Consider the following 23,955-nt stretch of genomic DNA (forward strand, 5'->3'; position numbering starts at 1 on the left):
ATCTTAAAATTAATACTTAAATAATATGGCAAAGCTAGATCATAAAGTAGCGATTGTTACAGGGGGCGGTAGCGGTATAGGAAAAGCGATCGCGGAGATTTTTGCGCAAGAAGGAGCTTATGTGCACATTGTAGATTTAAATGCAGATACGGCACAGTCGGTGGTCGATGGTATTATCGCAACAGGTGGAACAGCAAAATTGCATACCTGTAATGTAGCGGAGCAAGCTGATGTCTTGCGTGTAGTGGAAAGCATTGGCCGGGTGGATATCCTTGTCAACAATGCCGGAATTGCCCACGTCGGTAATTTGGAAAAGTGTTCGTCAGCAGATTTCGAACGGGTGTTTAACGTAAACGTAAAAGGAGCTTACAACGCTCTTTTCGCCGTGGTACCGGTTATGAAGGCCAACGGTGGTGGTGCGATTTTGAACTTAGCTTCCATAGCATCTGTCGTGGGTATCAGCGATAGATTTGCGTACTCCATGAGTAAAGGTGCTGTTTACGCCATGAGCATGTCTATAGCGCGAGATTACATAGCGGATAATATCCGTTCAAATTCAATTTCTCCAGCAAGGGTACATACCCCTTTTGTGGATGGGTTCATTGCTAAAAATTATCCTGGGCAAGAGGAGGAAATGTTTGAGAAGCTCTCCAAATCCCAACCGATAGGTAGAATGGCGAAACCGGAAGAAATTGCTAAATTAGCATTGTTCTTATGTTCTGATGATGCAGGGTTTATAACAGGGAACGATTACCCTATCGATGGGGGATTTATTAAGTTGAATAACTAGATAGTATAAGTAGTAAAATTTAAATATCCAATATTATAAAATGAAATTAATACGATTCGGAGCGACTGGAAAAGAAAAAATCGGTGTACAGATCGATGGTGTAAATTACGATGTTTCTGCTTTTGGTGGAGATTATAATGAGGCGTTTTTCGCTGAAGACGGTGTAGCTAGATTAACACAATTTGTGGAAGAAAATAAAGGTAAATTGACGGAAGTGCCGGCAGGGACACGTTTAGGAGCACCTTTTGCACGCCCTTCTAAAATTGTTTGTATAGGTTTGAACTACAAAGATCATGCTGAAGAAACCGGAGCAGCTATCCCTAGCGAGCCTATTATCTTTATGAAATCAACAACGTCGTTGGTAGGGCCTAACGACCAAATCGTTATTCCCAGAAATTCGACTAAGACTGATTGGGAGGTTGAATTTGGTATCGTCATTGGAAAGAAGGCTTCTTATGTAGATGAAGCGGAAGCATTGAACTACGTGGCCGGGTATGTGTTACATAACGATGTATCGGAACGAGCTTACCAATTGGAACGCGGAGGCACTTGGGATAAAGGAAAAGGCTGCGACACGTTTGCACCAATGGGACCCTATATGACTACAGTAGACGAGATTCCAGATATCAATAATGTACGTCTTTGGTTAAAAGTAAACGGTAAGACCTATCAGGACGGTAATACCGCTAATTTGATTTTTTCCGTGCAGCATGTGGTATCCTATGTGTCACAATTCATGACTTTGTTACCAGGTGATGTGATTTCAACCGGGACGCCTGCAGGTGTAGGGTTGGGATTCAATCCTCCAATATACCTGAAAGCGGGAGATGTCGTTGAATTGGGTGCAGATTATCTGGGCGAATCACGTCAGGAGGTGGTTGCTTATGCGAATTGATTCACACCAGCACTTTTGGATATTCAATGCCGAACGAGATGCATGGATAACCGATGAAATGAAGGCCATTCGGCAGAATTTTCTGCCGATCGACCTGGCCGCCGTACTCAAATCGAACGGGATAGATGGTACTATTGCCGTACAAGCGTCGCAATCACACGAAGAGACACAATTTTTAGTGGATTTGTCAGCGATGTATGCGATGATCAAGGGAGTGGTCGGATGGGTCGATCTGCAATCGGAAGAGATAGCAGCACATTTAGAACACTTTAGGCAATATCATATCATTAAAGGGTTCAGGCATGTGATCGAGGCAGAAGACGATCCCGATTTTTTGATCCGCCCGGCGTTCTTGCGAGGGATTAAGGCATTGACGGCATATGATTATACGTACGATTTATTAATCCGTCCAAGACATTATGAAAGCACCTTAACTTGTGTTACACAGAACCCGAATCAGCGATTTGTTTTAGACCACATGGCGAAACCAGCTGTCCGGACGAAAGAATTCGATGACTGGGCCGAATTTATAACGAAGTTGTCATCCTTCCCAAATGTGTTCTGCAAGGTCTCTGGATTGGTGACCGAAGCCGATTGGAACAATTGGACAATCGATGATTTCAGGTCTTATATACAGTATGTTATATCTTGCTTTGGAAAGCAACGCATTATGTTTGGAACGGACTGGCCCGTATGCCTTGTTGCAGCCACATATGAAGATGTGATGAACATAGTAGAGACGATATTAGTCGATTTTTCCGAAGCAGAACTGCAGGCCTTTTGGGGTGGAAATGCTGCCCGGTTTTATGGTATAAAGTGAAGCGTAAGAAATGGATTTAAATTTAAAAGACAAGGTAGTCATCGTAACAGGCGGCGCAAAAGGTATTGGTAAGGCTGTTGTTTTAGCATTGGCAAAAGAAGGTGCATTGCCCGTTATCGTCGGAAGAAAACAGGAGGATAACGATCTGGTGAAGGCAGAAGTAGAGGCTTTAGGAGGAAGCGCATTTTGCGTTGAAGCGGAGCTCTCCAAGCCCGAAGAATGCAAGAGAGCGGCGGAGGAAACGTTGACTGCTTTAGGGCGTATCGATGGGCTGGTCAATAACGCCGGCCATAATGACGGGGTAGGACTGATCACCGGAAGCTATGAAAAGTTTATCGAATCGTTACATAAAAATCTGACGCACTATTATTTAATGGCTCATTATTGTATTGATGCTTTGCGTGTATCTGGCGGCAGTATGGTGAATATTAGTTCGAAAACTGCGGAAACCGGACAGGGAGGTACGTCAGGCTACGCTGCTTCCAATGGTGGACGAAATGCTCTTACGCGCGAATGGGCGGTAGAGCTTTTGCCATACCGCATTCGGGTAAACGCCATCGTGGTCGCGGAGTGTGCAACGCCGCAATACGACTCCTGGATACGGACGTTGGATAATCCGGAAGAAACGCTCAAAAAAATAACCGATCGCATTCCGCTGGAACACCGTATGACTACATCTGAAGAAATAGCAAATACCGCTGTATTTTTGTTATCGGATAAGTCAAGTCATACCACCGGACAGCTTATCCATGTGGATGGCGGATATGTACATTTAGACAGGTCGTTAATCAAAGAAGATTAGTTTTCCTCAAAAGGCTCAATATGTACAAAGACATTTCCAATATTGTCTAAGTTGGCGATTAGGTAGTCTTTAAGGTCATGGGCTATCGCGTGTCCCTCGCGTACAGATAAATTGGGATTGACAACGGCATGCAAATCTATCTGGAAAAGCATGCCGATTTTTCGGATATAACATTTCTCTATCAATTCGACACCCGCCACATTTAAGGAATGTTGTCGAACTTCCTCCTCCAGCTCTTCATACCGGTTTTCATCCATAATTTCCGCCAAAGCCGGACGGAATATACCGTAACAATTATAGAGGATCAATCCTGAAGCGAGCAATGCTGCCCAATCGTCTGCACTTTCGTATCCTTCACCGAAAATTACAGCAATCGATATGCCGACGAAAGCCGCTACAGAAGTGATAGCGTCACTACGATGGTGCCACGCATCGGCTTTAAGCGAGGAGCTGTTGAGCTTCTTGCTTCTCCGCATGATGACCCGGAAGCAAATTTCTTTCCAGAGTATGATGGCTCCCAATACATATAATGTCCACGATCTTGGTGCTTCATGTGGGTTTTGAATGTTATAGATGCTCTCTTTGGCGATAATGAAAGCCGAAACAATAAGGAAAATAACGACGATAAAGGTAATCAAAGGTTCTATGCGCCCATGTCCATAGGGATGGGTGTGATCCGCGGGGCGCTTAGCATATTTTAGCCCTAATAATACCAAGAAGGACGAAAAAATATCCGCGGTAGATTCAATGGCATCGGCAATCAAAGCATGGGAATATCCGAAATAACCTGCAAACCATTTCACCAGTGCCAACAAAAAGTTGGTCAGTAGACTAAAATAAGTAGTTTTAATGGCCTTATCCGAGTTTGACATTATTTCGCCTGATTTTCTTTCAAAGGTAAGGCATTTTAAAATAGAAGTGGGTTGGAGTGGAAAACTTAATTTGTTATTAAATGATCCTAGCGCACGTGTTGGCAAAAATGATTATCAATACAACGAGTGCTACAATGGTAATTGTGGTATAGGGTGTTCTTCTCATAACTTCATCCTTTCAGTTTTCTATATATACTATAACAAAAGACATGCCCCGCGTAGAGAAAGGATAAAATAAATATAATTTCTGTAGATCATCGTTGACCTATGGCTTTATTCCAGCCCCGCGCATGTCGTTACAAATAGGAGCACCACCGCTATTATAGCGAGTATCACGAATGTGGTTGCAGGTGTTCTTTTCATCGTATATGACTGTTAGTTTTCTGTTAAAGACTGCAAAAGCTATGCCTCGATAATAAAACGATATAAATTACTAAAAAGCGACAGGCTAGGACAGTTGTTCCATCAAGTTGTCGAATTCTCTTTTCAATGTCGCTAATTGTTCCTCCAAAATGCTTACTCGTTCTTCTAATTCCTGCACGCGGCCTGAGGAACTGTTATCCGAACCACTGGATAGGTTTTCATAATCTTCTTCGTTTATGTCGCCAAGCAAATGTACATAACGAATTTCCTTTTGGCCAGGGCGTTTCGTTAGTTGTTTTACAAAGGGAGGATCTTGTTCTTGCAGGCGGTTCAATACATCCTGTACCTCATCGATACTTTCAAAATTAAACAATCGACCGGCGTTAGAATTGATTTCGCCGGGAGTTAACGGACCTCGTAGGATGAGTAGACACAATGCGGCCAATTCTTGTGGAATTAAAGGATACTGCATTGCCAGGTTGTGTTTGTATTTGGTGACGCGACTGCCGCCACCCACTACCGTCGATATCAAGCCTCTTTTTCGTAGCGTATCCAAGGCTCCTATAATTGTATTTTCATCATAGGAAACGACGGGTTTTCGGGAAGTTTTCTGGTTACACGCTGTCTGTAACCCGTTCAGGGTCATCGGGTAATATTCTGGTGTCGTTTTGGATTTCTCCAAAAGTGAACCTAAAACCCGTAACTCTTCCGCACTTAAAACAGGTAAATTGTTCGTTTCTTCCATATTTTGATGAATTGATTCGGTCTGTCGGCTTCGAAGATAAAAAAAATATCCTTTAACTTCGCGAAAAATAAAACAAGAAACATGGTATTACCAATAGCTTACCATCCGGCTTATGTGCATCCCTTGCGGACAGGACATCGTTTCCCTATGGTGAAGTATGAGCTTATTCCTGCGCAATTGCGTTATGAAGGCATCGTGTCGGCGGATAGCTTTTTCCAACCGAACCTTGCCGAAACGCCGACGATTACATTGGCACATGATAGGCAATATGTCGATAAGCTAATGGACTGTTCCTTGGATGCAAAAATGGTGCGCAGAATAGGGTTTCCGCTGTCGCAATCGTTGGTAGACCGTGAGCGGTATATTCTGGATGGCACCATTCAAGCAAGTTTATATGCTTTGGAACAGGGTGTCGCCTTTAATGTTGCCGGCGGTACACACCACGCCGGACGCGATTTTGGCGAAGGTTTCTGTTTGTTTAATGACCAGGCCGTAGCTGCCGCTTATCTGCTGGATAAGGGATTCGCAGCCAAAATCTTGATCATCGATTTAGATGTACATCAGGGCAACGGCACCGCCCATATCTTTGAGGGGAACCCGCAAGTCTTTACTTTCTCGATGCACGGCGATAAGAACTTTCCCTTTATCAAGGAATGCTCAGATTTAGATATACCGCTGCCGGATGGGATGGAAGATGAGGCTTACCTAGCTGTATTAAAACGAAACCTCGATAAAATATTTACCATTTTTGATCCTGATTTTGTGTTTTATCAAGCAGGAGTTGATATTTTAGCGACCGATAAACTCGGAAAGCTTAAATTGACGGCAGCGGGTTGTCAACGCCGGGACCAAATGGTACTGGATAAATGCCAACAGAAAAGGCTTCCTATACAAATCAGCATGGGAGGAGGTTATTCTGAGCATATAAAAGATATTGTGAATGCTCACGTGAATACCTATAAGGCAGCCGTTGATATTTTTGGCTTTTGATGAATGAGAAGTTTTGCATAATATCTACATACTATACTAAATACTAAAAAATGTTCTTTCACCAAGACGCAACTTTTGAACAGCTTTCCATACACCGTGTAGGGAATAAAGCACAGGATGAGTTTTACGTATTATCCGATACACCTATTGATATAGCACAGGACGAAGTACTGCCCGATTTGCTGATGCAATACTTTATGAAACCTTTTGGCAAAGCAAACGAGGTATATCGTTTTTATCATCCAAATGATGATTTACAACTCAACGAAGTCTATTATTTTGCAAAGCAATATTTTGAAGCGAAAATCCCATTCCACGAAATGTCTCAACAGCTGGCGAAACATCTGTATGAGGTATCGGAACATCCGAAAATCAAAGCAGGGGAGCTGTACGTAGTTGCCCTGAAGAATGTGCAACTTGAGGGTGAGGAGCACGATGCTATCGGTATCTTTAAATCGGAAAATAAGGAAGCCTACTTAAAGGTCTATCCAAACGCGGGCGGTTTTGATCTGGATTATGAACAGGAAGCCATCAATATCAATAAATTGGATAAAGGCGTGGTGGTAGTGAAGACAGAAGAAGAGGAGGGATATAAAGTGTTAGTCGTAGACCAAACGAATCAATCGGAAGCGGTCTATTGGAAGGATGACTTTTTGAAGATCAAAGCCCGTAATGACAATTTTCAGCAGACCGGAAACTTGCTTAAGGTCTATAAGAACTTCGTCAATGATAAGCTTGATGAATCGTTTGAATTGGAAAGTGCGGATAAAATTGATCTTTTAAATCGTTCGATGAATTATTTCAAGACTAAAGAAACGTTTGATCAGGGCGAATTTGAAGAAGAGGTCATTGGCAATCCACAGGCAGCGTCGCTATTTAAGGAATATCAAGAAAATTTTGCGGAAGAATTCGATACCCCGTTTCAATCCAATTTTGAAATAGCTTCTCCAGCGGTAAAGAAAATGACCGCTTCCTATAAGTCAGTCCTTAAATTGGACAAAAACTTTCATATATACGTGCACGGCAAGCGAGACTATATTGAATCTGGTTTCGATGAAGAACGGGGTCTACATTATTACAAGCTGTATTTTGAAAACGAAAGTTAACCTCCCAAAGGGTAAGAAATGGTACTTGGTCGCGATAGTGACTTGTCTCATCGTGATGTTGCTTTTATCCTGGGTAAAAGCGTCACCGACATTTGTTGAGCAATATTATAGCCGCCAGTTTTACCCGCTTTTTTCGCATGTGCCGAAACTACTGTTCGGTTGGTTGCCGTTTAGTATCGGAGATGTGTTCTATGTAGCCTTATTTGGGACCTTGCTTTTGTTAGCCATCTCTTCGATAATCGGGCTATCTAAGCGCAAGTGGGCTACAGCGCAGAAACGGTTGATGCAGCTGGTTTTGGTTTTGTTCGGAACCTATATCTATTTCTATGTGAGCTGGGGGTTACAGTATTATCGGGTGCCGTTGCAGCAGCAGCTTGGTCTAGAGATCGATACCATTGTTCAAGCAGATTATATCGACATATTAGATCGCTATATCGTCGAAATCAACGGGCTCCGGAAGCAACTGGACACCAGTAAGATGGATAAAGCCCGGGCCCGACGGGAATTGCAACAGCTAATGGCTGAAAGTAGCGATCGGTTACCGATGCTGTCCCGTACGCAGGTGAAAGCGAAACAGCCGGTCTCCAGTGCGTTGGCGTCCTACTTTACGGTTACGGGTTATTTCAATCCTTTTACGCAAGAAGTGCAGGTCAATGGTGTAATGCCCGAGACGTCTTACCCCTTTACAGTCGTGCATGAATTAGCTCATCAGATGGGAATCGGATTTGAAGATGAATGCAATTTTATCGCTTTTTTGATGCTACAGGACCATCCGGATAAATGGTATCGTTATGCCGCCTACTACGAAACGGTTCAATACCTGCTTCGGCCGTTATATTTTCAAGATAAAATGCTTTATACCGTTTACGTGGATAAGCTCTCCGCGGCTGTCCGTAGCGATTACGAGAACGAACGCCTCTTTTGGCAGCAATACTATGGCACATTTAACCGCTTGACCAACCTGTTCTACGGAAGCTATTTAAGGCACAATAACCAGCCAGAAGGTATGGCGCGTTATTCGCTAATGAGCCGATTGGTCATTGCCTGGGAGAAGCAACGCTCGCCTTAGATATTCATTTTCGGTCTTACCACCTTTCTCCAGAAAATATAAGCCAATATCGCTCCCATACTGGCCATGACTACCCCCACAAGGGATGGGTAATTGTAGGCATATCCAAGGGTGATAGGAATAGCTCCTAGGTAAGCGCCCAGTGTGTTACCGATATTAAAACTAGCTTGTCCGGCAGCAGCGGCAAATGTTTCTGCGCCCTTGGCGTTGTTGATAAGCATCATTTGCAGTGGCGAACCAATCGAAAAGGAAATCATGCCGGTTATGAATGCCATGGGATAGGCTAGGTATGTGTTATGCGCGATGAAGAACAGCACGAATAGGCACGTTGCCATCGAAATAAACCCGATAATAACCGCTTTGGATGGTGATATGCTATCAGCGAGTTTACCGCCCAAGATATTTCCGAAAAACATGCCCAATCCGACCAATATCATGATAAGAGGTACACGGTTTTCTGGAATATTTGATACATCGGTTACCAGTGGCGCGATATACGATATCCATGCGAATAGACCACCGGTCCCGATAGCGATAACAGCCACCATTAACCAAGCATCCCAGCGCACGAAATAGCTGATTTGTTTTAACACGTTGTTTGTTTTGCTAGCTTCCATCTTCGGCATCCAAAAATAGATCGCCAAAAAGGTAATAAGGCCTAATAAGCTGATTACTCCATAGGTTATCCGCCAGGAATAATGATGTCCGATATAGGTTCCCAACGGCACGCCCGCTAAGTTCGCTATGGTCATTCCGGTAAACATGATGGATATTGCCTGCGCTTCTTTCCCTGGTTTTGCCAGCCGTGCCGCAACGACAGAACCAACGCCAAAGAAAGCACCATGTGGAAAGCCGGAGATGAAACGTGAGGTGAGCAGCAACACCTTGTTGGGCGCGATAGCGAAAATACCATTAAACACGAAAAACAAGAGCATCAGAAACAGCAAGATGTTCCGCGGGGAATACTTTCCACTGAAAGCAACGAGGGTAGGAGCCCCTACAACAACGCCCAAAGCATATAGTCCAATTAGGTTACTGGCTTCCGGAATAGTAATTTGTAAATCTTTGGCGATGTCTGGAAGGATGCCCATCATAGTAAATTCTGTCATCCCGATAGCTAATCCGCCAAATGCTAACGCGATAAGTGCTTTGTTCATTTGCATGTGCTGAATAGAGAGGGCAAAGGTAAATATTTTTATGTTCTTTTTCCCCGTGAAAAAGAACCAAAACCGAACGAAGTGAGCTCATGGATACCAAAATATACACTTATCCATAAAACTCGTCGCTTCGGATATTTGACAGGGAGGGAAAGTGCAAGGAAAGGATTTCTACAGTTGTCAAAAATCCGTATGCGACATTGGCGTGTTAAGGAGGGGATTGTGCATAGTGAGGGTTAATACTAAGCGTTCTTGTTTAAGGTTTTTTATTTCTAATTTTACGTGTAAAGTATAATTGTTGACTAAAATAATGAGTTATGCAGTATAGAAATTTGGTTTTACAGTTAATTGGTCTTGGGGTTATGGCGTTTTTTCTTTCTTGCGATTCTGGGGATAAGCGAAAAGAGGAAAATGCGGAGGATACTGTTAAAGTAGCACAATTGACCTTAAATGAGGAGACGGCGAAACGAATTTTCGAACTGCCCACACACTGTTTAACGATCGAATATCCAAATAAATTAGGACAGGTGCTGGGAAGCGATACTGACCTAAAATCTCCTAAGGCCTTACGTCCTATTTTTTATGGTTGTTTTGATTGGCACTCGTCGGTACATGGTTACTGGTCTATTGTCCGGTTGTTAAAGCAGTATCCGGAACTGGATTCGGATGGCAAGGTTCGCCAATTGTTGAAAAGTCATATTACAAAGGAAAACTTGGCGGTGGAACTGGCTTTCTTTCAGGATGAAAATAACTTGAGTTTTGAGCGTACTTACGGTTGGGCTTGGTTATTTAAACTGCAGCAGGAGTTAAGATCGTGGCGGAATACCGATGCGCAAGAGTGGGCAGAGACACTGCAACCTTTGGTCGATCTGCTATCGGAACGCACGCAGCAATATTTGTCTAAATTGGTTTATCCTATCCGCACGGGGCAGCATGACAACACGGCTTTTAGCCTTACGCTGATGTATGAGTATGCGGAAGAAACGGGTGATATGGCGTTGCTTAACGCGATAAAAACCAATAGTATACGTTTTTTTGAACATGATAAAAATTGTAACCTCGCTTATGAACCCAGTGGTTATGATTTTCTTTCGCCTTGTTTGGAAGAAGCCTACCTCATGAGTAAGGTCATGCCGAAAGACGCGTATCAAAATTGGTTAGTGATTTTTATGCCGGTGTTATTTGAGACCGAAATCGAAACGCTTCAACCGGCTATCGTAAGTGATCGTACGGATGGTAAGCTGGTACACTTGGACGGCTTGAATTTCAGCAGGGCAAATTGTTTGTATGGTATTGCCCGTGTGTTACCAGAACTAAAGCATACTTTGGTGCCGCTTGCCAATGCGCATATTGATTTTTCGCTGAAAAATATTTCGGGTGATGATTATATGGGAAGCCATTGGTTGGGTTCGTTTGCATTGCTAGCGTTGTCTAATTAGCAGTACGCAGGCGGTAATAAAAGTAACCAATGCCGCATATCTCTGAGAATCAAACCACGGATGTCATTGCAGATAAGCAAAATTTATCTATGTTTGTGTTTACCTCACAAGGTAGGTGTGACAGATGTATGAGACGAAGGGCGTAAGAATCTAAATAATTTAATAGTGGGTAAAAAGACTTCGATCACGAGTATTGCAAAGCATTTGGGAATATCGACAACAACCATATCCTTTGTTTTAAATGGAAAAGCGCAAGAGAAACGAATCAGTGATCAACTGGTGAAAAAGGTCCTGGATTATGTTGAAGAGATCGACTACAAACCCAATGCACTAGCCCGTAGTTTACGGACAGGCAAATCCAACACCATTGCACTTATTGTGGAAGATATTTCTTTCCCGTTTTTTTCGGCCATAGCTAAAGAAATTGAAGCAAAGGCTTACAAAAGTGGTTATAAGATCATATACTCGAGTACGGAGAATGATACGGCCAAAACCGAGGAATTAATTGAAATTTATCAAGAGAAACATGTAGACGGCTATATTATCGTGCCGCCGACAGGCATACAGGCAAAGATTGTCGAACTGTGTGCGTCAGGAAAGCCGGTAGTCGTGTTGGATCGATATTTAGAGGGTGTACAAACCGATTATGTTCTCGTTAACAATGATGAAAGCGTTTATTCGGCGACAAAATACCTTATTGATCAAGGTTATAAAAACATCGCGTTCATTACGTTGAATTCCTTACAGAGTCAGATGCTGGACAGACTGTCGGGATATGAAAAGGCTATCCTGGATAATAATTTAACACCTATTATTCAGAAGCTTACACCCGCAGGCAGATTGGAGCGAGAAAAAGAGCTCCTGTCCTTTTTAGAAAAAAAATGTAGCAGCATTGAAGCGATCGTTTTTTCTACAAATTATATTTGTGTGGGCGGTCTCAAAGCCATAAAACAACTGGGATTGCGCATTCCAGAAGATATAGCCGTCGTCAGCTTTGACGATTATGAACTCTTCGAGATGTACAGCCCCGCCATCACGAGCATTGCGCAGCCTATTGAGGCTATTTCAGAAAATGCGATCAATTTGCTGTTGTCTAGATTAGGCAAAAAAGCTTCCGAAGTAAGTCAAAATCCGCAAAAAATAATCTTATCAACTACGTTTGTTCCGCGTGATTCGTGCACAAAATAAAACTATTTTTAAGTTCTTTTTTGATTTTGCTAAAACGTTTTATATAATTGTACCGCGATTTAGCTAACATAGTTATGAACACAAGCGAGCGAAAAATTATTGTAGTAGATATCGGTGGGTCGCATATAGCGGCAGGCGAACTGGATTGGGACAAACGTGAAGTGCGGTCCGGATCCCAGTGCCGTCGGAGTGTGGATTCACATGCCTCGGCCGACGTGATTATAAGTTCCTGGGCAAATTTACTTTCCGATTTCATCGATGAGGTGAACAAGGATCATGTATGGGTGGGCATTGCGATGCCCGGACCTTTTGATTACAACGAAGGTATATCCTATATCAACGAATTGAATAAATACGATGCGTTGTATGGTATGAATGTCAAAAAGGAGCTGGCGCAAGCCTTAGGTATATCTCCAGATCATATATTATTCAAGAACGACGCGGAAGCTTTTTTATACGGAGAGGTGGTGCACAGAGGGGATTTAGATGAAGCGAAAGTGGTGGGCATTACATTGGGTACTGGATTGGGGTCTGCTGTGTATAACCACGGGGTATGCAGAGATGTCTTTCGTGCTATAACCCCCATGAAGCACGGTATTGCAGAGGATTATATATCATCTAGATGGTTTAAGCACCGATATAGCCAATTGAGTGGAGAGCAACTAGAAAGCGTAGAGGCTCTCGCCAAAGGTCAAGATCCGCTGAAAGCACAGATTTTTAGTGAATTTGCGACACACCTAGCTTTTTTTCTCAATGATTTTATCGAAGAGGAGTCGGCATCGGCCGTCATCATTGGAGGGAATATCGCCCGGTGTCTAGATTTATTTATCGATGAGCTGCGCGCAAAATTGAAGAATAAGCAAGTACAGTTGTATCAAAGTATCTTATGGGAGGATGCGGCTTTATTGGGCGCCGGTTACCTGTGGGAAAATAAACTGACCAAATCTATATAAACAGAATTTTTATAAACCAAGGCAGCTTCTTGGTGCTTTTCTTCGGAATGATGTTATTAGGTCGTTTCGTCGGCACATGTAGAAATTACTTTTGCGTCCATTTTTCCTGACGATTTACATAATTGTGATTGGAATTCTTTAGTTTTGGCCATAGCTAGTTAGGTAAAGATTTCAATACAAATACAAGCTAATGGAACTGACTCGTTCGTTTGAACTGGAGGAGACAGTACTAAGTATTGTAAATAAAATATTACTTTTTTTTTTATTTTATTTTTTTATGTCTATATTCGTTCTGTAGAACAAATTGTGAGGAGCATTTATATGATGACCATAAGTAAACCGCTTTTTTGTATGATTCTGCTAAAACGATTTAATTATCGTTAGTTAAGTGTTTCGAATAAATCTTTATTTTTTTAACGTACTAACTAAAAGAATGATAATGAAAACCAAGATAGAAATCCGAGTTATTATGTATCTGAGCCGATTAATCGAAATTTAATGTAATAAGCAATTTAATTTTTTACTTATTTCTTGGCAGACAAGTCTTTTGATAATATCAGATAAGAAGGAGAAATCAATTCTGGGCCAAGGCAAATCAAAAAGAATAACAACCAAATTAAAACATTTTACTACGTTTTTGCTAAATCGTTTTAATATTTATGAACTAAAAAATTAGACCAATGAAGTACATGTATGAAACATACCTTTTTAAAGCTGAATGTCTGTGACATAAACCTGCAATACCCACATGATTGTGTCTATGACCAAGGTAAACATGCGTATTGCCAGACCAAGTAAATTATAAAATAAATTAACAATTGTAATAACGTTTTAAAAACCTAAATTTATATGAAGGAGAAATTTCCAACCCCATATAATGTCGGGATAGTTGCATTTATTTTTATGTCATTGCTTCAGCTTCAACTATTTGCAAGCCATAAAGATGGATACATCAATCGATCTTCCAAGCTACGCCTATTGCAGGATACCGTTCCGAAACTTTTAGATTCCGTTTTTGAGTTGAATTTCAAAAGCGTCAGGATCAATTCTGTGCAGAAGCCGGTGGCCGATATAGAAACCTCTGGCAATGCAACCATTCACCAGTTTTTGAAGGGTGAGGCAGCCGGACTATATGTAACCGAGAGGAGTGGAGAGCCTGGAACACCAAACTCTATGTTCATCCGTGGCATATCAACACCAATATTCAGCCATAAAGATGTCTATCACAATCAACCATTAGTTGTACTTGATGGTATACCGCTAGTGGGTACCCACCCTTTTTCTTATATGATACAAGCCTACGATCTCGATCGGATTGGCCCAGAAAACAACCTGCTGAGCAACATTGATCTGAGTAACATAGAATCTATAGAGGTGTTGAAAGACATGGCTAATACAGCTGTTTATGGCCCCATGGCCGCTAACGGAGTCATTAAAATTACAAGCAAAAAGAGCGTTACAGACAATAAAAAAAGAATTAGTTTGCATAGTTTCGTCGGAGTGTCTGCCAGGCCACAGGTTACCACGATTAATGGGGACTATGAAAACCGGTTCAGGCAACAGTTTTACGATTTATATACCACCAGTGGACGGTATAATGACGATGATACGTACCCTGTTTATTTGAGCGACTCCCTCAATAACCGATATTACGGTCCCTCCAATTGGAGTGATAGCTATTACAATAATGGGCTTAATTATGGCGTTAACGCTAATATTTCGGGGGGTGGTTCACGATCCAATTTTCAGTTTTCACTAGGTAGCCTACAGAATGCAGGGATAGCCGATGATGCCAAGTTCCAAAAGTACAACGCGCGTTTTCAACTGGATCTGCAACCGTTAAAATGGTTGTTTTTCCACACCAGTATCAATGGTACACGGCTAAATAGAGATCGGAACCGGAACCTACGAAACCGTTACGCAATGATGGCTTACCTGCCTGATCTTAGTGCGCCATTGGCACCGAATAAGGAAACATATGATGCTTATTTATTGGAGCAAGACAAAGGCTTTGACAACAACTTTTCAAACATTCTAGATGGTAACGTCGGGATCAGTGTTCAGTCTGGAAAATTTCAGTTGAAATCTACATTGGTTGCCGACTATAATGAAGGCTTCAGGGATCTTTTCTATGCCAGGACCCTTATGGAAGAGAATAGCTTTGCTGCCAACTACTATGGATATAACCAAAGACTTGTTTTTAACAACGTGGCGTTGTATGACTGGAAGCTGAACGACCATAGTAGCCTTTTCCTTGAAGGGGCGAGTATTTTGCAATGGGATACGCATAAATATAACTATGCGTACGCTTATAAAGGAGTGAATGATTTTATTAAGATCAATTTGCTGCGTTTTGACGACACCCATGCTGATCACTTAATTTCTAGGGCATTCCCAAGGCAGTTAGTTTATAAATTTTTGGACCGTACCCGTCACAACTTGGTATCTTTCTACAGCCGGGGAACCTATAATTTGCAGGACAAGTATACAGCGAGTCTTTTGCTACGCTATGATGGTTCTTCCAATGCCCAGCCGACCGAACGATGGCTGTTTACACCCACATTGGCCTTGGGCTGGAATCTTAAAAATGAATTTTTGCAGGACAATAGCCTCTATGAGAGCTTTAAAATCCGAGCTAGCGCAGGAAGGTTAGGTGTATTGAACCTTTATGACAATGTGGCACAAGGCCCCAATTATACAGCACAGATTGGCTACACGGGTAATGTAATTGTACCAGGTTATAATGCTTTTGCCGGATTGGTCCGTCCGTATGAAGATGGCTGGATAGGCTATGATATGCCTTGGGCTTATACCGATCAATTGAACGTTGGTTTTGATTTTCAACTCTCCAAACGTCGTATCTATTTCTCTTTGGATGCGTATGTCAAACATACCAAAAACCAGCCCCTTGGTATCCCTTCTCTGGCAGAGTACGGTTATGCTTATAATCTTGCGTCTGGGATGGATGTCAAAAACACGGGGATAGAGGTCTCTGTCGGCGGAGACATTATCGGAAATACCAATCGAGATTTCCGTTGGAACTCGGGAATTAACCTCGGATTTAACAACAACAAGCTGACGGCATTGCCCGGTGGATTAGATGAAGTTGTTATTCATGATCGCAAGTTAAAGGTAGGTGAAAGGATCGATGCATTCTGGGTATTGGAGAATCAAGGGATGTTCCACGCCGATGCGGAAGTGCCCCAAGTCAATGGTGTGACGAAGAATTACAATGGAATTACCTTCAAAGCCGGAGATCCTATTTGGGCCGATCAAAACGGAGACAACCGTATTTCCTCGGAGGACCGGGTGATGCAGGGAAATTTTATACCCAAAGTAGCCGGCTCTTGGCAGAACAATTTCTTTTACAGGAATTTTGATCTGAAAGCGAGTTTTTATTTTAATCTAGGCCGTAATATCCTGAATCAGGAAATGTCCGATCGGTTTAATTTTATTAATAACGAGAATGCGAATAACATGAACTCCGTAAAAGAGATTACCTATTGGGAGAAACGTGGTGATTATGGCCGTTATCCACTGTACAACCCTTGGAGTGCGGTGAATGCTTACCAAGCCACACAAGATTTATTTCTAGAAAATGGTTCCTTCCTAAAATTACGTCAGGTCTCGTTGGGTTATAATCTTTCCGATATCGTTGGGGCTTCGTTGGATGGCGGGAATCTATACATCTATCTCGCCGCCAATAACCTGTTTACCTTATCTAAATATTCGGGACGCGATCCGGAGGTTGCTAATTATATGGGCATTGATCAAGGCCACAATATGCTTCTTCCACGTACATATTTGATGGGTTTTAAATTAAACTTTTAACCGTAACCGCATGAAGAGAATATTATTTTATCTACTGTTTTTATCCATCCCATTTTCGGGTTGTGAGAATATGCTTGATATTGAACCCACTCGGGTCGTTTCCGAAGAAAATATGTGGGAGAAAATGGAAGATACCCGTGCTGCTCTGATGGGCGTGTATGGGCTCACTAAGTCCGCTCTGGTCGACCGCAATGCTTTTTGGTTATACGGAGAGGTCCGCTCCGGAGAGTTTGCGATCCCCGTGCGGAGAGATCTACGAGCCATTGCAGCTAATGAGCTGAATGCGAATGATGTCACGCTGGAGACTCTACGGAATTGGCGCAGATGGTATGCTGTCGTGAATGCCGCCAATATCTTTTTGGAAAGATCGCCAGAAGTCCTAGAGAAGGATGCTCGTTACACCGTCAACAATCATCAGGTAGATATGGCCCAGGCTCGCTTTCTACGTGCCTTCGCGTATTTCTATATGTCGAGGATTTGGGGAGACGTACCCTTGATTACCAGTGCTTCCGAATGGTCTTTTAACAATAAACCACGCGAGGAGAAAGGCAAGCTGTTGGCTTGGGTTGAGCAAGAGCTTTTAAAAGCAGCTGAAGACATGCCCTTCAGATATAGCAACAATGATATTAAGCAACAAGGAAATTATTATAATGAGCAAACTTCCCGTTGGGACGGGGCCTTGGCGACCCAGAATTCGGCTTACGCCATTTTAGCGCACTTATCGGCATGGCAGGGAAATTATCCGAATGCCGCGGCCTATACCGCTTACATTGACGAGAACTATTCACACTCCAATATCAATTATGCGACGACCGCCAACCTCACGAGCAGTAGTGGATTTTTCTATGACAAGCACAGCAGCCAGATGTTCGGCTTTCCGGGAGTGTGGGCGCATGTAGAGGCAGCCTTTACAGGACATATCGAAGAATTAACCTTGGCGGCGCCCGTGGTCAATAAATCGATTCCGGATATGTACATGACAAAGGAAACTGTTGTACGTGTATTTGACGAAGCAAAAGACCAGCGCTTTAGTATAGATACCTTGGGCAATCCGCTGACGGAGGTTTATTTTACAAATTTTAACGGTCGTTACCCGATTTTTAGCAAGATCAAGTGTATTATGGCAGGCGTGAGCGATCCCAGTTTCCGCATTTTTTCCAGTGCTTTGGTATTTACGCGTTTGGAGGATGTCACGCTATTGCGGGCAGAAGCTTTGGCTGTCCTGGGTGAACGCAATGGGGCAGTGGATATGCTGAATAGAATACGGGAGAATAGAGGCCTGTTACCATATTCCGAGGAGGCCAATGGTGATTTGATTGATGCGATTTTTCAAGAGAGGCACCGAGAACTGATGGGTGAAGGTCATCGTTGGTATGATATGGTTCGATATCACAAGATTAAGAATAACGACCCAGATTTTGTCAAATTGATCAATGAGGGGGGGATCTATTGGCCAATAGCCGAACCACTCTTGCAACAAAATACGCTTCTGGAACAGAACAATTATTGGAAATAAGCTTAAAGGAATATTATGAAACTCCGAATATTAACTGTTTTTAGTTGTCTTTTCGTGCTGTCTTGTGCGAAAGACAATGGTTTCTATAAACACGAGCTCCACCAAGTTCGTTTTGAGGGAAATACCTATGAATATTTGAAAAGTAAGCCCGGCGTGTATGACTCGTTAGTGAAAGTAATTGATCGTGTCGGATTAGCTGATGCACTTAAGACGGGCGATGTGACGGTTTTTACCCCTACCAATGAAAGCTTTCGTTTGGCCATTGAGAACCTCAACAGTATTCGTCGTAGAGCAGACAAGTCCCCCGAATTTTTATCTACTATAAAATATGAGCATCTGGATACAATGATGTCACAATATATTCTTGATGGTCGTTATACCAGTGATTCCCTAGGGCAGCAAGACGGTCGGTTTTTTACCGATTACCGTCATGGGTATCAAATGCATGCCAAGTTGCGAGACTCCTATTCTTCGGGCTATATTTATGGGGGACCATCGGTTATTGAGTTTACCGATCCCAAGAGAAGTCAGTTTGTTCGAAACTGGGTAACAACAAGTACCTCTTCGATCAATATCGAGACGAATAATGGGGTGGTTCATGCTCTCGCGCCGGATCATGTTTTTGGTTTCAATGATTTTGTGAAAAGGTTGACACTAATCCCGCCACCAACCAACTTGTTTTTTACAGTCGGTGGTACATTTACCGCATCGCATGAGCATAGCGGAGGGCCTAATGCAGTGGAAGCATCTAAATATGTTTTTGATGGAAATCCACAGACCAAGTTTTTGATTTCTTTTCCAAATACGCTTTGGTTCCAAGTGGAATTGAATGAACCTACAGTAGCCAATGCCTATACATTGACATCGGCCAATGATGCACAGGAGCGGGATCCTATAGACTGGCGGCTGGAAGGCTCGCATGATGGTGAGGCATGGACGATGCTCAACTCCCGGTCATCCGAAGAGTTTGTTGACCGCTTTATGCAGCGTGTATTCCGGTTCAACAATACAACGGCGTATACCTTTTACCGATTGAGCGTCACCCGAATACGGAGTGGTTCGACGTTCCAGTTGGCTGATTGGTCTATTAATTATGAAGAATTAGATTAAAATACATGTGAGAGACTTAATGATAACCTAATATGATGAGATATACGAAATATAAGATCTTGGGAGGTATAGCAGGGCTTTCATTGGCGGTGGCATCCTGCAACGACATATACAATCTGCCGGAGGAAAAGGATTTTATCAGTACCAATTTAACCTATACCACCAAAATATTGGAGCCAACGTTGGGCCGTACTACTTTTTTTAATCCATTGAGTGCCGATAACTCGACGCGACCACTCACTTTTGAGATTACCAATCCGCGTTATGGGGATGGTCGGCCCGCAACAGATTTTTTACAAACTGCGCCTACTTACGAATGGATTGATGAATATACCGGATTAGAAACTTCTTTGGAAGAGATTGAAAGCAAGCGGAGGTTGGTCGAGAAACCTATTTTCGAAGTCGATGAAGGGGGGCGTTTTATCCTATGGGCATCCGGGACAAATGAAACGGTTGCCCCGCGGCCAAGTGATACCACCCTGTTGACGCAGGATATCCGTTTCTTCGATCTTAAATTATCTAATTCTGGTGGGGTGCGTTATATTCGAGATTTTCAGTTGATCCCCTGGCGCGAGATTCCTTACTTGCCTTCTACAGACATCAATCCCTACACAGGAGGGGTTGCCCCAGATCCTGTAAACCCCTTGGATTCACGTAAACGGGCATATATAACACCGAGTCGGATGAGTAATGTTATTGGGGAACTGACTAATGTTCCCCTGGTCAATAACAACGATAAGAAAGATTTGGTAGTCTATATCCGACCTTTCGAGGGAGGCAATGGCAATACCCTTCGTTTTGTGGTTCTAGACAAAGATGAACAACCGATCAATCCAGAAATGTTCAATGAGACCCGATGGGATCAAATGATCCATGGTTTTAACCGACGTATGACCGGCGAGTACGTCGAGTACGATGTCGCCTATCCCATCCCGGTAGTCGACATTAATACCGCATATTCCTCGGGCAACCGGGCGCGTGCTAATATTTCCTATTCTCGTGTTGGCTGGGGCGGTGTAAGGACAACAGCCACATTTGGTTTGGACTTTAAGATCTTTAAGAAAGGCGACTGGGAAATCGTTTTTCACTTCAGAAATGATAACCCAAAATTTGACAACGAATAATGCGGCTTTTTATGAAAAATAACATTATACTATATGGCACGTTACTGTTTTTTTGGATGAGTTTTGGGCTGCAGGGGTTGGCACAAACGACGCTTCGTGGACGGGTGTTGGACGCCAGTGGCAACGGACTACCCAATGTGACGGTGACCAATACCTCGACCGGCCGTAACCTTGTCGCGACCGGCAGTAAAGGCGAGTTTTCAGTCGCAATCAGGGGAAATACCACCTTGTTATTTAGCTTGGTAGGCTATACCGACAAGCGGGTCAGTGTAAAGAGCACAGAGACAAGTCTGACCGTGACCTTGGAGTTTGCTGATGCATCTATAGAAGAAGTGGTGGTAACCCGGGGCTATGTGCAACGACCGAAAGAGACTTCTACTGGGGCTTCGACTATTATTACGGGTAGAGATATTCAAGATATTCCCGTCCCGGTAGAGTCCTTGTTGCAAGGTCGTGTGCCCGGATTGAATGTGCAGGTCAATACCGGAGCACCCGGTTTTCGGGGGACGACACAAATTCGTGGTTTGTCTACCTTATCCATGACCGGCGAGGGAGATGCTACAGCATTAATGCCTACCTCACCATTGTTTGTGATCGATGGGGTGCCCTTGGATGCGGATAGAGCCAGTGAGTTCGGCTTTGACCAGCAGGGACCGGGTATCAGTCCCTTGTCTATGATTCCACCGGAGGATATCGAAAGTATCGAGATTCTTCGCGATGCCCAAGCGACCTCCCTGTATGGTTCGTTGGCTGCATATGGGGTTATAATTATCAACACCAAACGGGGCAATTCCGAGATACCACGAATTACCTATATCAACAACACCTACTTTAAGACTCCACCCCAATTGCGGGAGACTTTGGGCGGGAATTTAGAGCGAAGATTAAAGCTACAACAGATTTACGGCAACGCCTTTTCACAGGCAGATATTGATCGTATTCAAAGTATACCTCATCTTACCGATAGTTTGAATGCCTATTATAACAATTCGACAGATTGGCAGAGCCTTTATTTTCGGACTACTCTAAATCATAGCCACAACCTGATGTTTGACGGTGGTAATAGAGTTCTTAATTACAAAGCTAATTTTGGCTATTCCAATGATGAAGGTATTATTCGTAATACGGGATTTACACGGTATACAGCAAACTTGCGGATGGACTACAGCCCTGATACCAAGTTACGTTTCACAGGTCAGGTCTTTGCTCAGTTAGGAAAAAGAAATCGGGGGGATGGTATTGGTGTCTTGCAGACTGGGGTGGCTGCTGGTGGGCTTTCTTCCACACTTTTACCACCACCATCCTTTTATTTGGCCTCTTCCGAATATATGTCTTCCATCAGCACACGGAATAGTAATAATGCCCGGGTAATTCGGCCTTATATCGAAGGAGCCTATGAGATTATTCGCGGACTACGTTTGACCTCAGCCTTGAGTTATGAATTTACGTCTAATACCGAAGACACCTTTACGCCTGCGGCAGCGAACAACCAGTTTTCATCGGTTTCCGCCCGACAAGAAAGATCGACGCAGCTCTACAGTCGTAACTCGTTGAACTACAGTAAGACGTTTGATGACACGCATAGTATCTTTATCAATCTCTTTAACGAGATCCGTAATATTACCCGTCAGGAGACTTTGATCAGGCAGGAGCGGACCCCCAATGATTTTTTTGAAGGACCATTGGGTTACGATGGGTATTTTTCCCGAGGAGGAGGGATATTGCCCGGTTTCAAAGATGAGCGAGCGCTGTCCTTTGCCCTATCGACTTCCTACGATTACAAAAGAAGATATATTCTGGATCTTTCCTACCGGATGGACGGCTCCTCCGCCAACGGCTTTGGCAATCTCTATACCCGTAACCCAGCCGTTGGATTGCGTTGGAATATCCATCACGAGGAGTGGGGACAGGAATTGTCTTGGCTAAACGAGGGGTCGATTCGAGCGAGCTGGGGGGTCAATGTGATGCCTAATAGCACCCTGGAACGGATTTATGGGCGTTACGATATATTTGGTAATTACAACCAACAGCCTGGTCTGGGGATTGATTTTAACCAAATTCCCAATCCAGATCTGCGGCCGACTACGTCCATGCAGTACAATTTGGGGGTCAACATGATGTTATTCAATAATAAAGTGGATTTTGTATACGATACCTATTATAAGAAAGTCGACAACATGTATTTTGAAGAACATTTGAACACTTCTACTGGCTTCAGCAGGTTGGCCTCGAATGATGCGGCTATTGCCAACTACGGACATGAGCTGGCGATCAATATCCGCCCGTTACGTCAAGGAGGAAATTTCAATTGGATCTTTTCTGTAAATGGTGCTTTCAACCGGGATATCTTATTGAAATTGCCCCAGCATTATGGCGGACAATTCGTGCGGTGGGAACGTGACGGTGATAATCGGGGGCAGCATGTGGTCTTTCGGGTTGGTACTTCTACATTGTCCAACTACCTGTTGATGAACGATGGCGTCTATAGCCGGGATCAAGATGTTCCCATTGATCCTGTGACCGGATTGCGTATGATTTCGCAAGGCGGAGCCTATTTTGAGGCTGGAGACCCGATTTGGGTGGACCAGAATGGCGATTACCGGATAGATGAGAACGATTTTGTGCGGACGGGAAATTCACAGCCACTCATTACAGGGGGTATGAATAATACATTTACTTACAAGAATGTGAGCTTGAATGTTTTTATATCGTATACAGCCAAGCGAACCATTCTGAACAAGGCGCTGGCCGAGCGTATGAGTTTAATGGCCAATCCGTTTGGCACAGGGGATGATAATAAAGTGGTTGTGCCATTGGATCAGTACAATATGTGGCAGCAGCCGGGGGATGTGGCCAAATTTCCCTATCCCTATGCCTATACCCGTAGTAATTCGGTCCAGCCCTTCCGAATTGATCAGACGTTATGGGCTGAGAGCGGATCATACCTTAAGGTCAATAATATTGTCTTGAGCTACACCTTTGATCGTAATTTGATGAAACGCTATGGGTTAGAACGTCTCCGGGTCTATGGATCCTTGGATAATGTTGTCACTTTCTCACCTTACAGTGGACCGAATCCGGAAAACGTAAGTAGTTTGGGACGAGATGTATCCAATGGTTATCCGGTACCCCGAACATATAATTTAGGTATAAATCTTTCTTTCTAACTAGATCATGGAGAACAA

At 43.2% G+C, this 23,955-nt stretch carries 18 protein-coding genes; 15 read left to right on the forward strand and 3 right to left on the reverse strand.

Annotated elements, in window-relative coordinates; all coding sequences use genetic code 11:
* The first annotated feature begins 25 nt into the window (after positions 1–25).
* Genes C5749_RS02425 through C5749_RS02440 form a run of 4 tightly spaced genes read left to right on the forward strand, consistent with a single transcriptional unit; the run spans position 26 to position 3,307 of the window.
* Positions 26–790 (forward strand): SDR family NAD(P)-dependent oxidoreductase, encoded by a 765-nt coding sequence (locus tag C5749_RS02425; RefSeq protein ID WP_105722680.1) that lies wholly within the window; start codon positions 26–28, stop codon positions 788–790.
* A 40-nt stretch (positions 791–830) separates the two neighbouring features.
* A complete protein-coding gene (locus C5749_RS02430) occupies positions 831–1,685 on the forward strand; it encodes a fumarylacetoacetate hydrolase family protein (protein WP_105722682.1) in 855 nt (284 codons plus the stop codon).
* Positions 1,618–2,505 (forward strand): amidohydrolase family protein, encoded by an 888-nt coding sequence (locus C5749_RS02435; RefSeq protein WP_245893590.1) that lies wholly within the window; start codon positions 1,618–1,620, stop codon positions 2,503–2,505. The genes C5749_RS02430 and C5749_RS02435 overlap by 68 nt, the downstream gene beginning before the upstream one ends.
* 10 nt (positions 2,506–2,515) lie before the next feature.
* Positions 2,516–3,307: an L-fucose dehydrogenase gene (locus C5749_RS02440; protein WP_105722686.1), complete on the forward strand. Its 792-nt coding sequence runs from the start codon at positions 2,516–2,518 to the stop codon at positions 3,305–3,307.
* Here C5749_RS02440 and C5749_RS02445 read toward each other — a convergent pair.
* Positions 3,304–4,179 carry a cation diffusion facilitator family transporter gene (locus tag C5749_RS02445; RefSeq protein WP_105722688.1) on the reverse strand — a complete coding sequence of 292 codons (876 nt, stop codon included), beginning with the start codon at positions 4,177–4,179 and terminating at the stop codon, positions 3,304–3,306. The genes C5749_RS02440 and C5749_RS02445 overlap by 4 nt on opposite strands.
* 448 nt (positions 4,180–4,627) lie before the next feature.
* Entirely contained in the window at positions 4,628–5,287 is a 660-nt protein-coding gene (locus C5749_RS02450) for a YceH family protein (RefSeq protein ID WP_105722690.1), read from the reverse strand.
* A gap of 81 nt (positions 5,288–5,368) precedes the next feature.
* On the opposite strand from C5749_RS02450, the gene C5749_RS02455 reads away from it, so the two are divergent.
* Genes C5749_RS02455 through C5749_RS02465 form a run of 3 tightly spaced genes read left to right on the forward strand, consistent with a single transcriptional unit; the run spans position 5,369 to position 8,452 of the window.
* Positions 5,369–6,277, forward strand: a complete 909-nt coding sequence (locus tag C5749_RS02455; RefSeq protein ID WP_105722692.1) for a histone deacetylase family protein — start codon at positions 5,369–5,371, stop codon at positions 6,275–6,277.
* 50 nt (positions 6,278–6,327) lie between these two features.
* Positions 6,328–7,383 (forward strand): nucleoid-associated protein, encoded by a 1,056-nt coding sequence (locus C5749_RS02460; protein WP_105722694.1) that lies wholly within the window; start codon positions 6,328–6,330, stop codon positions 7,381–7,383.
* Positions 7,367–8,452 carry a DUF3810 domain-containing protein gene (locus C5749_RS02465; protein WP_181151258.1) on the forward strand — a complete coding sequence of 362 codons (1,086 nt, stop codon included), beginning with the start codon at positions 7,367–7,369 and terminating at the stop codon, positions 8,450–8,452. Before C5749_RS02460 ends, C5749_RS02465 begins: the two co-directional genes overlap by 17 nt.
* On the opposite strand, the gene C5749_RS02470 is transcribed toward C5749_RS02465, so the two are convergent.
* The gene (locus tag C5749_RS02470) at positions 8,449–9,609 is read right to left on the reverse strand and encodes an MFS transporter (RefSeq protein ID WP_105722698.1); all 1,161 of its coding nucleotides are present in this window, start codon (positions 9,607–9,609) and stop codon (positions 8,449–8,451) included. The genes C5749_RS02465 and C5749_RS02470 overlap by 4 nt on opposite strands.
* Before the next feature lie 317 nt (positions 9,610–9,926).
* On the opposite strand from C5749_RS02470, the gene C5749_RS02480 reads away from it, so the two are divergent.
* The 8 genes from C5749_RS02480 (at position 9,927) to C5749_RS02515 (ending at position 23,937) form a co-directional block, all read left to right on the forward strand.
* On the forward strand, positions 9,927–11,048 hold the full coding sequence (locus tag C5749_RS02480; RefSeq protein WP_245893591.1) for a DUF2891 domain-containing protein: 1,122 nt from the start codon (positions 9,927–9,929) through the stop codon (positions 11,046–11,048).
* 165 nt (positions 11,049–11,213) lie between these two features.
* Positions 11,214–12,236 (forward strand): LacI family DNA-binding transcriptional regulator, encoded by a 1,023-nt coding sequence (locus C5749_RS02485; protein WP_245893592.1) that lies wholly within the window; start codon positions 11,214–11,216, stop codon positions 12,234–12,236.
* A gap of 74 nt (positions 12,237–12,310) precedes the next feature.
* Entirely contained in the window at positions 12,311–13,189 is an 879-nt protein-coding gene (locus tag C5749_RS02490; protein WP_105722704.1) for an ROK family protein, read from the forward strand.
* An 849-nt stretch (positions 13,190–14,038) separates the two neighbouring features.
* Complete coding sequence (locus C5749_RS02495) at positions 14,039–17,020, forward strand: SusC/RagA family TonB-linked outer membrane protein (RefSeq protein ID WP_105722706.1); 2,982 nt, start codon at positions 14,039–14,041, stop codon at positions 17,018–17,020.
* A 10-nt stretch (positions 17,021–17,030) separates the two neighbouring features.
* A complete protein-coding gene (locus C5749_RS02500) occupies positions 17,031–18,536 on the forward strand; it encodes a RagB/SusD family nutrient uptake outer membrane protein (protein ID WP_105722708.1) in 1,506 nt (501 codons plus the stop codon).
* Positions 18,537–18,551: 15 nt separating this feature from the next.
* Complete coding sequence (locus tag C5749_RS02505) at positions 18,552–19,646, forward strand: discoidin domain-containing protein (protein WP_105722710.1); 1,095 nt, start codon at positions 18,552–18,554, stop codon at positions 19,644–19,646.
* A 32-nt stretch (positions 19,647–19,678) separates the two neighbouring features.
* Complete coding sequence (locus C5749_RS02510) at positions 19,679–20,770, forward strand: DUF5007 domain-containing protein (protein WP_105722712.1); 1,092 nt, start codon at positions 19,679–19,681, stop codon at positions 20,768–20,770.
* A gap of 11 nt (positions 20,771–20,781) precedes the next feature.
* Positions 20,782–23,937, forward strand: a complete 3,156-nt coding sequence (locus C5749_RS02515) for a SusC/RagA family TonB-linked outer membrane protein (RefSeq protein ID WP_245893593.1) — start codon at positions 20,782–20,784, stop codon at positions 23,935–23,937.
* Positions 23,938–23,955: the final 18 nt, after the last annotated feature.

This window comes from Sphingobacterium gobiense, from assembly GCF_002980575.1.
Classification (GTDB): Bacteria; Bacteroidota; Bacteroidia; order Sphingobacteriales; family Sphingobacteriaceae; genus Sphingobacterium; species Sphingobacterium gobiense.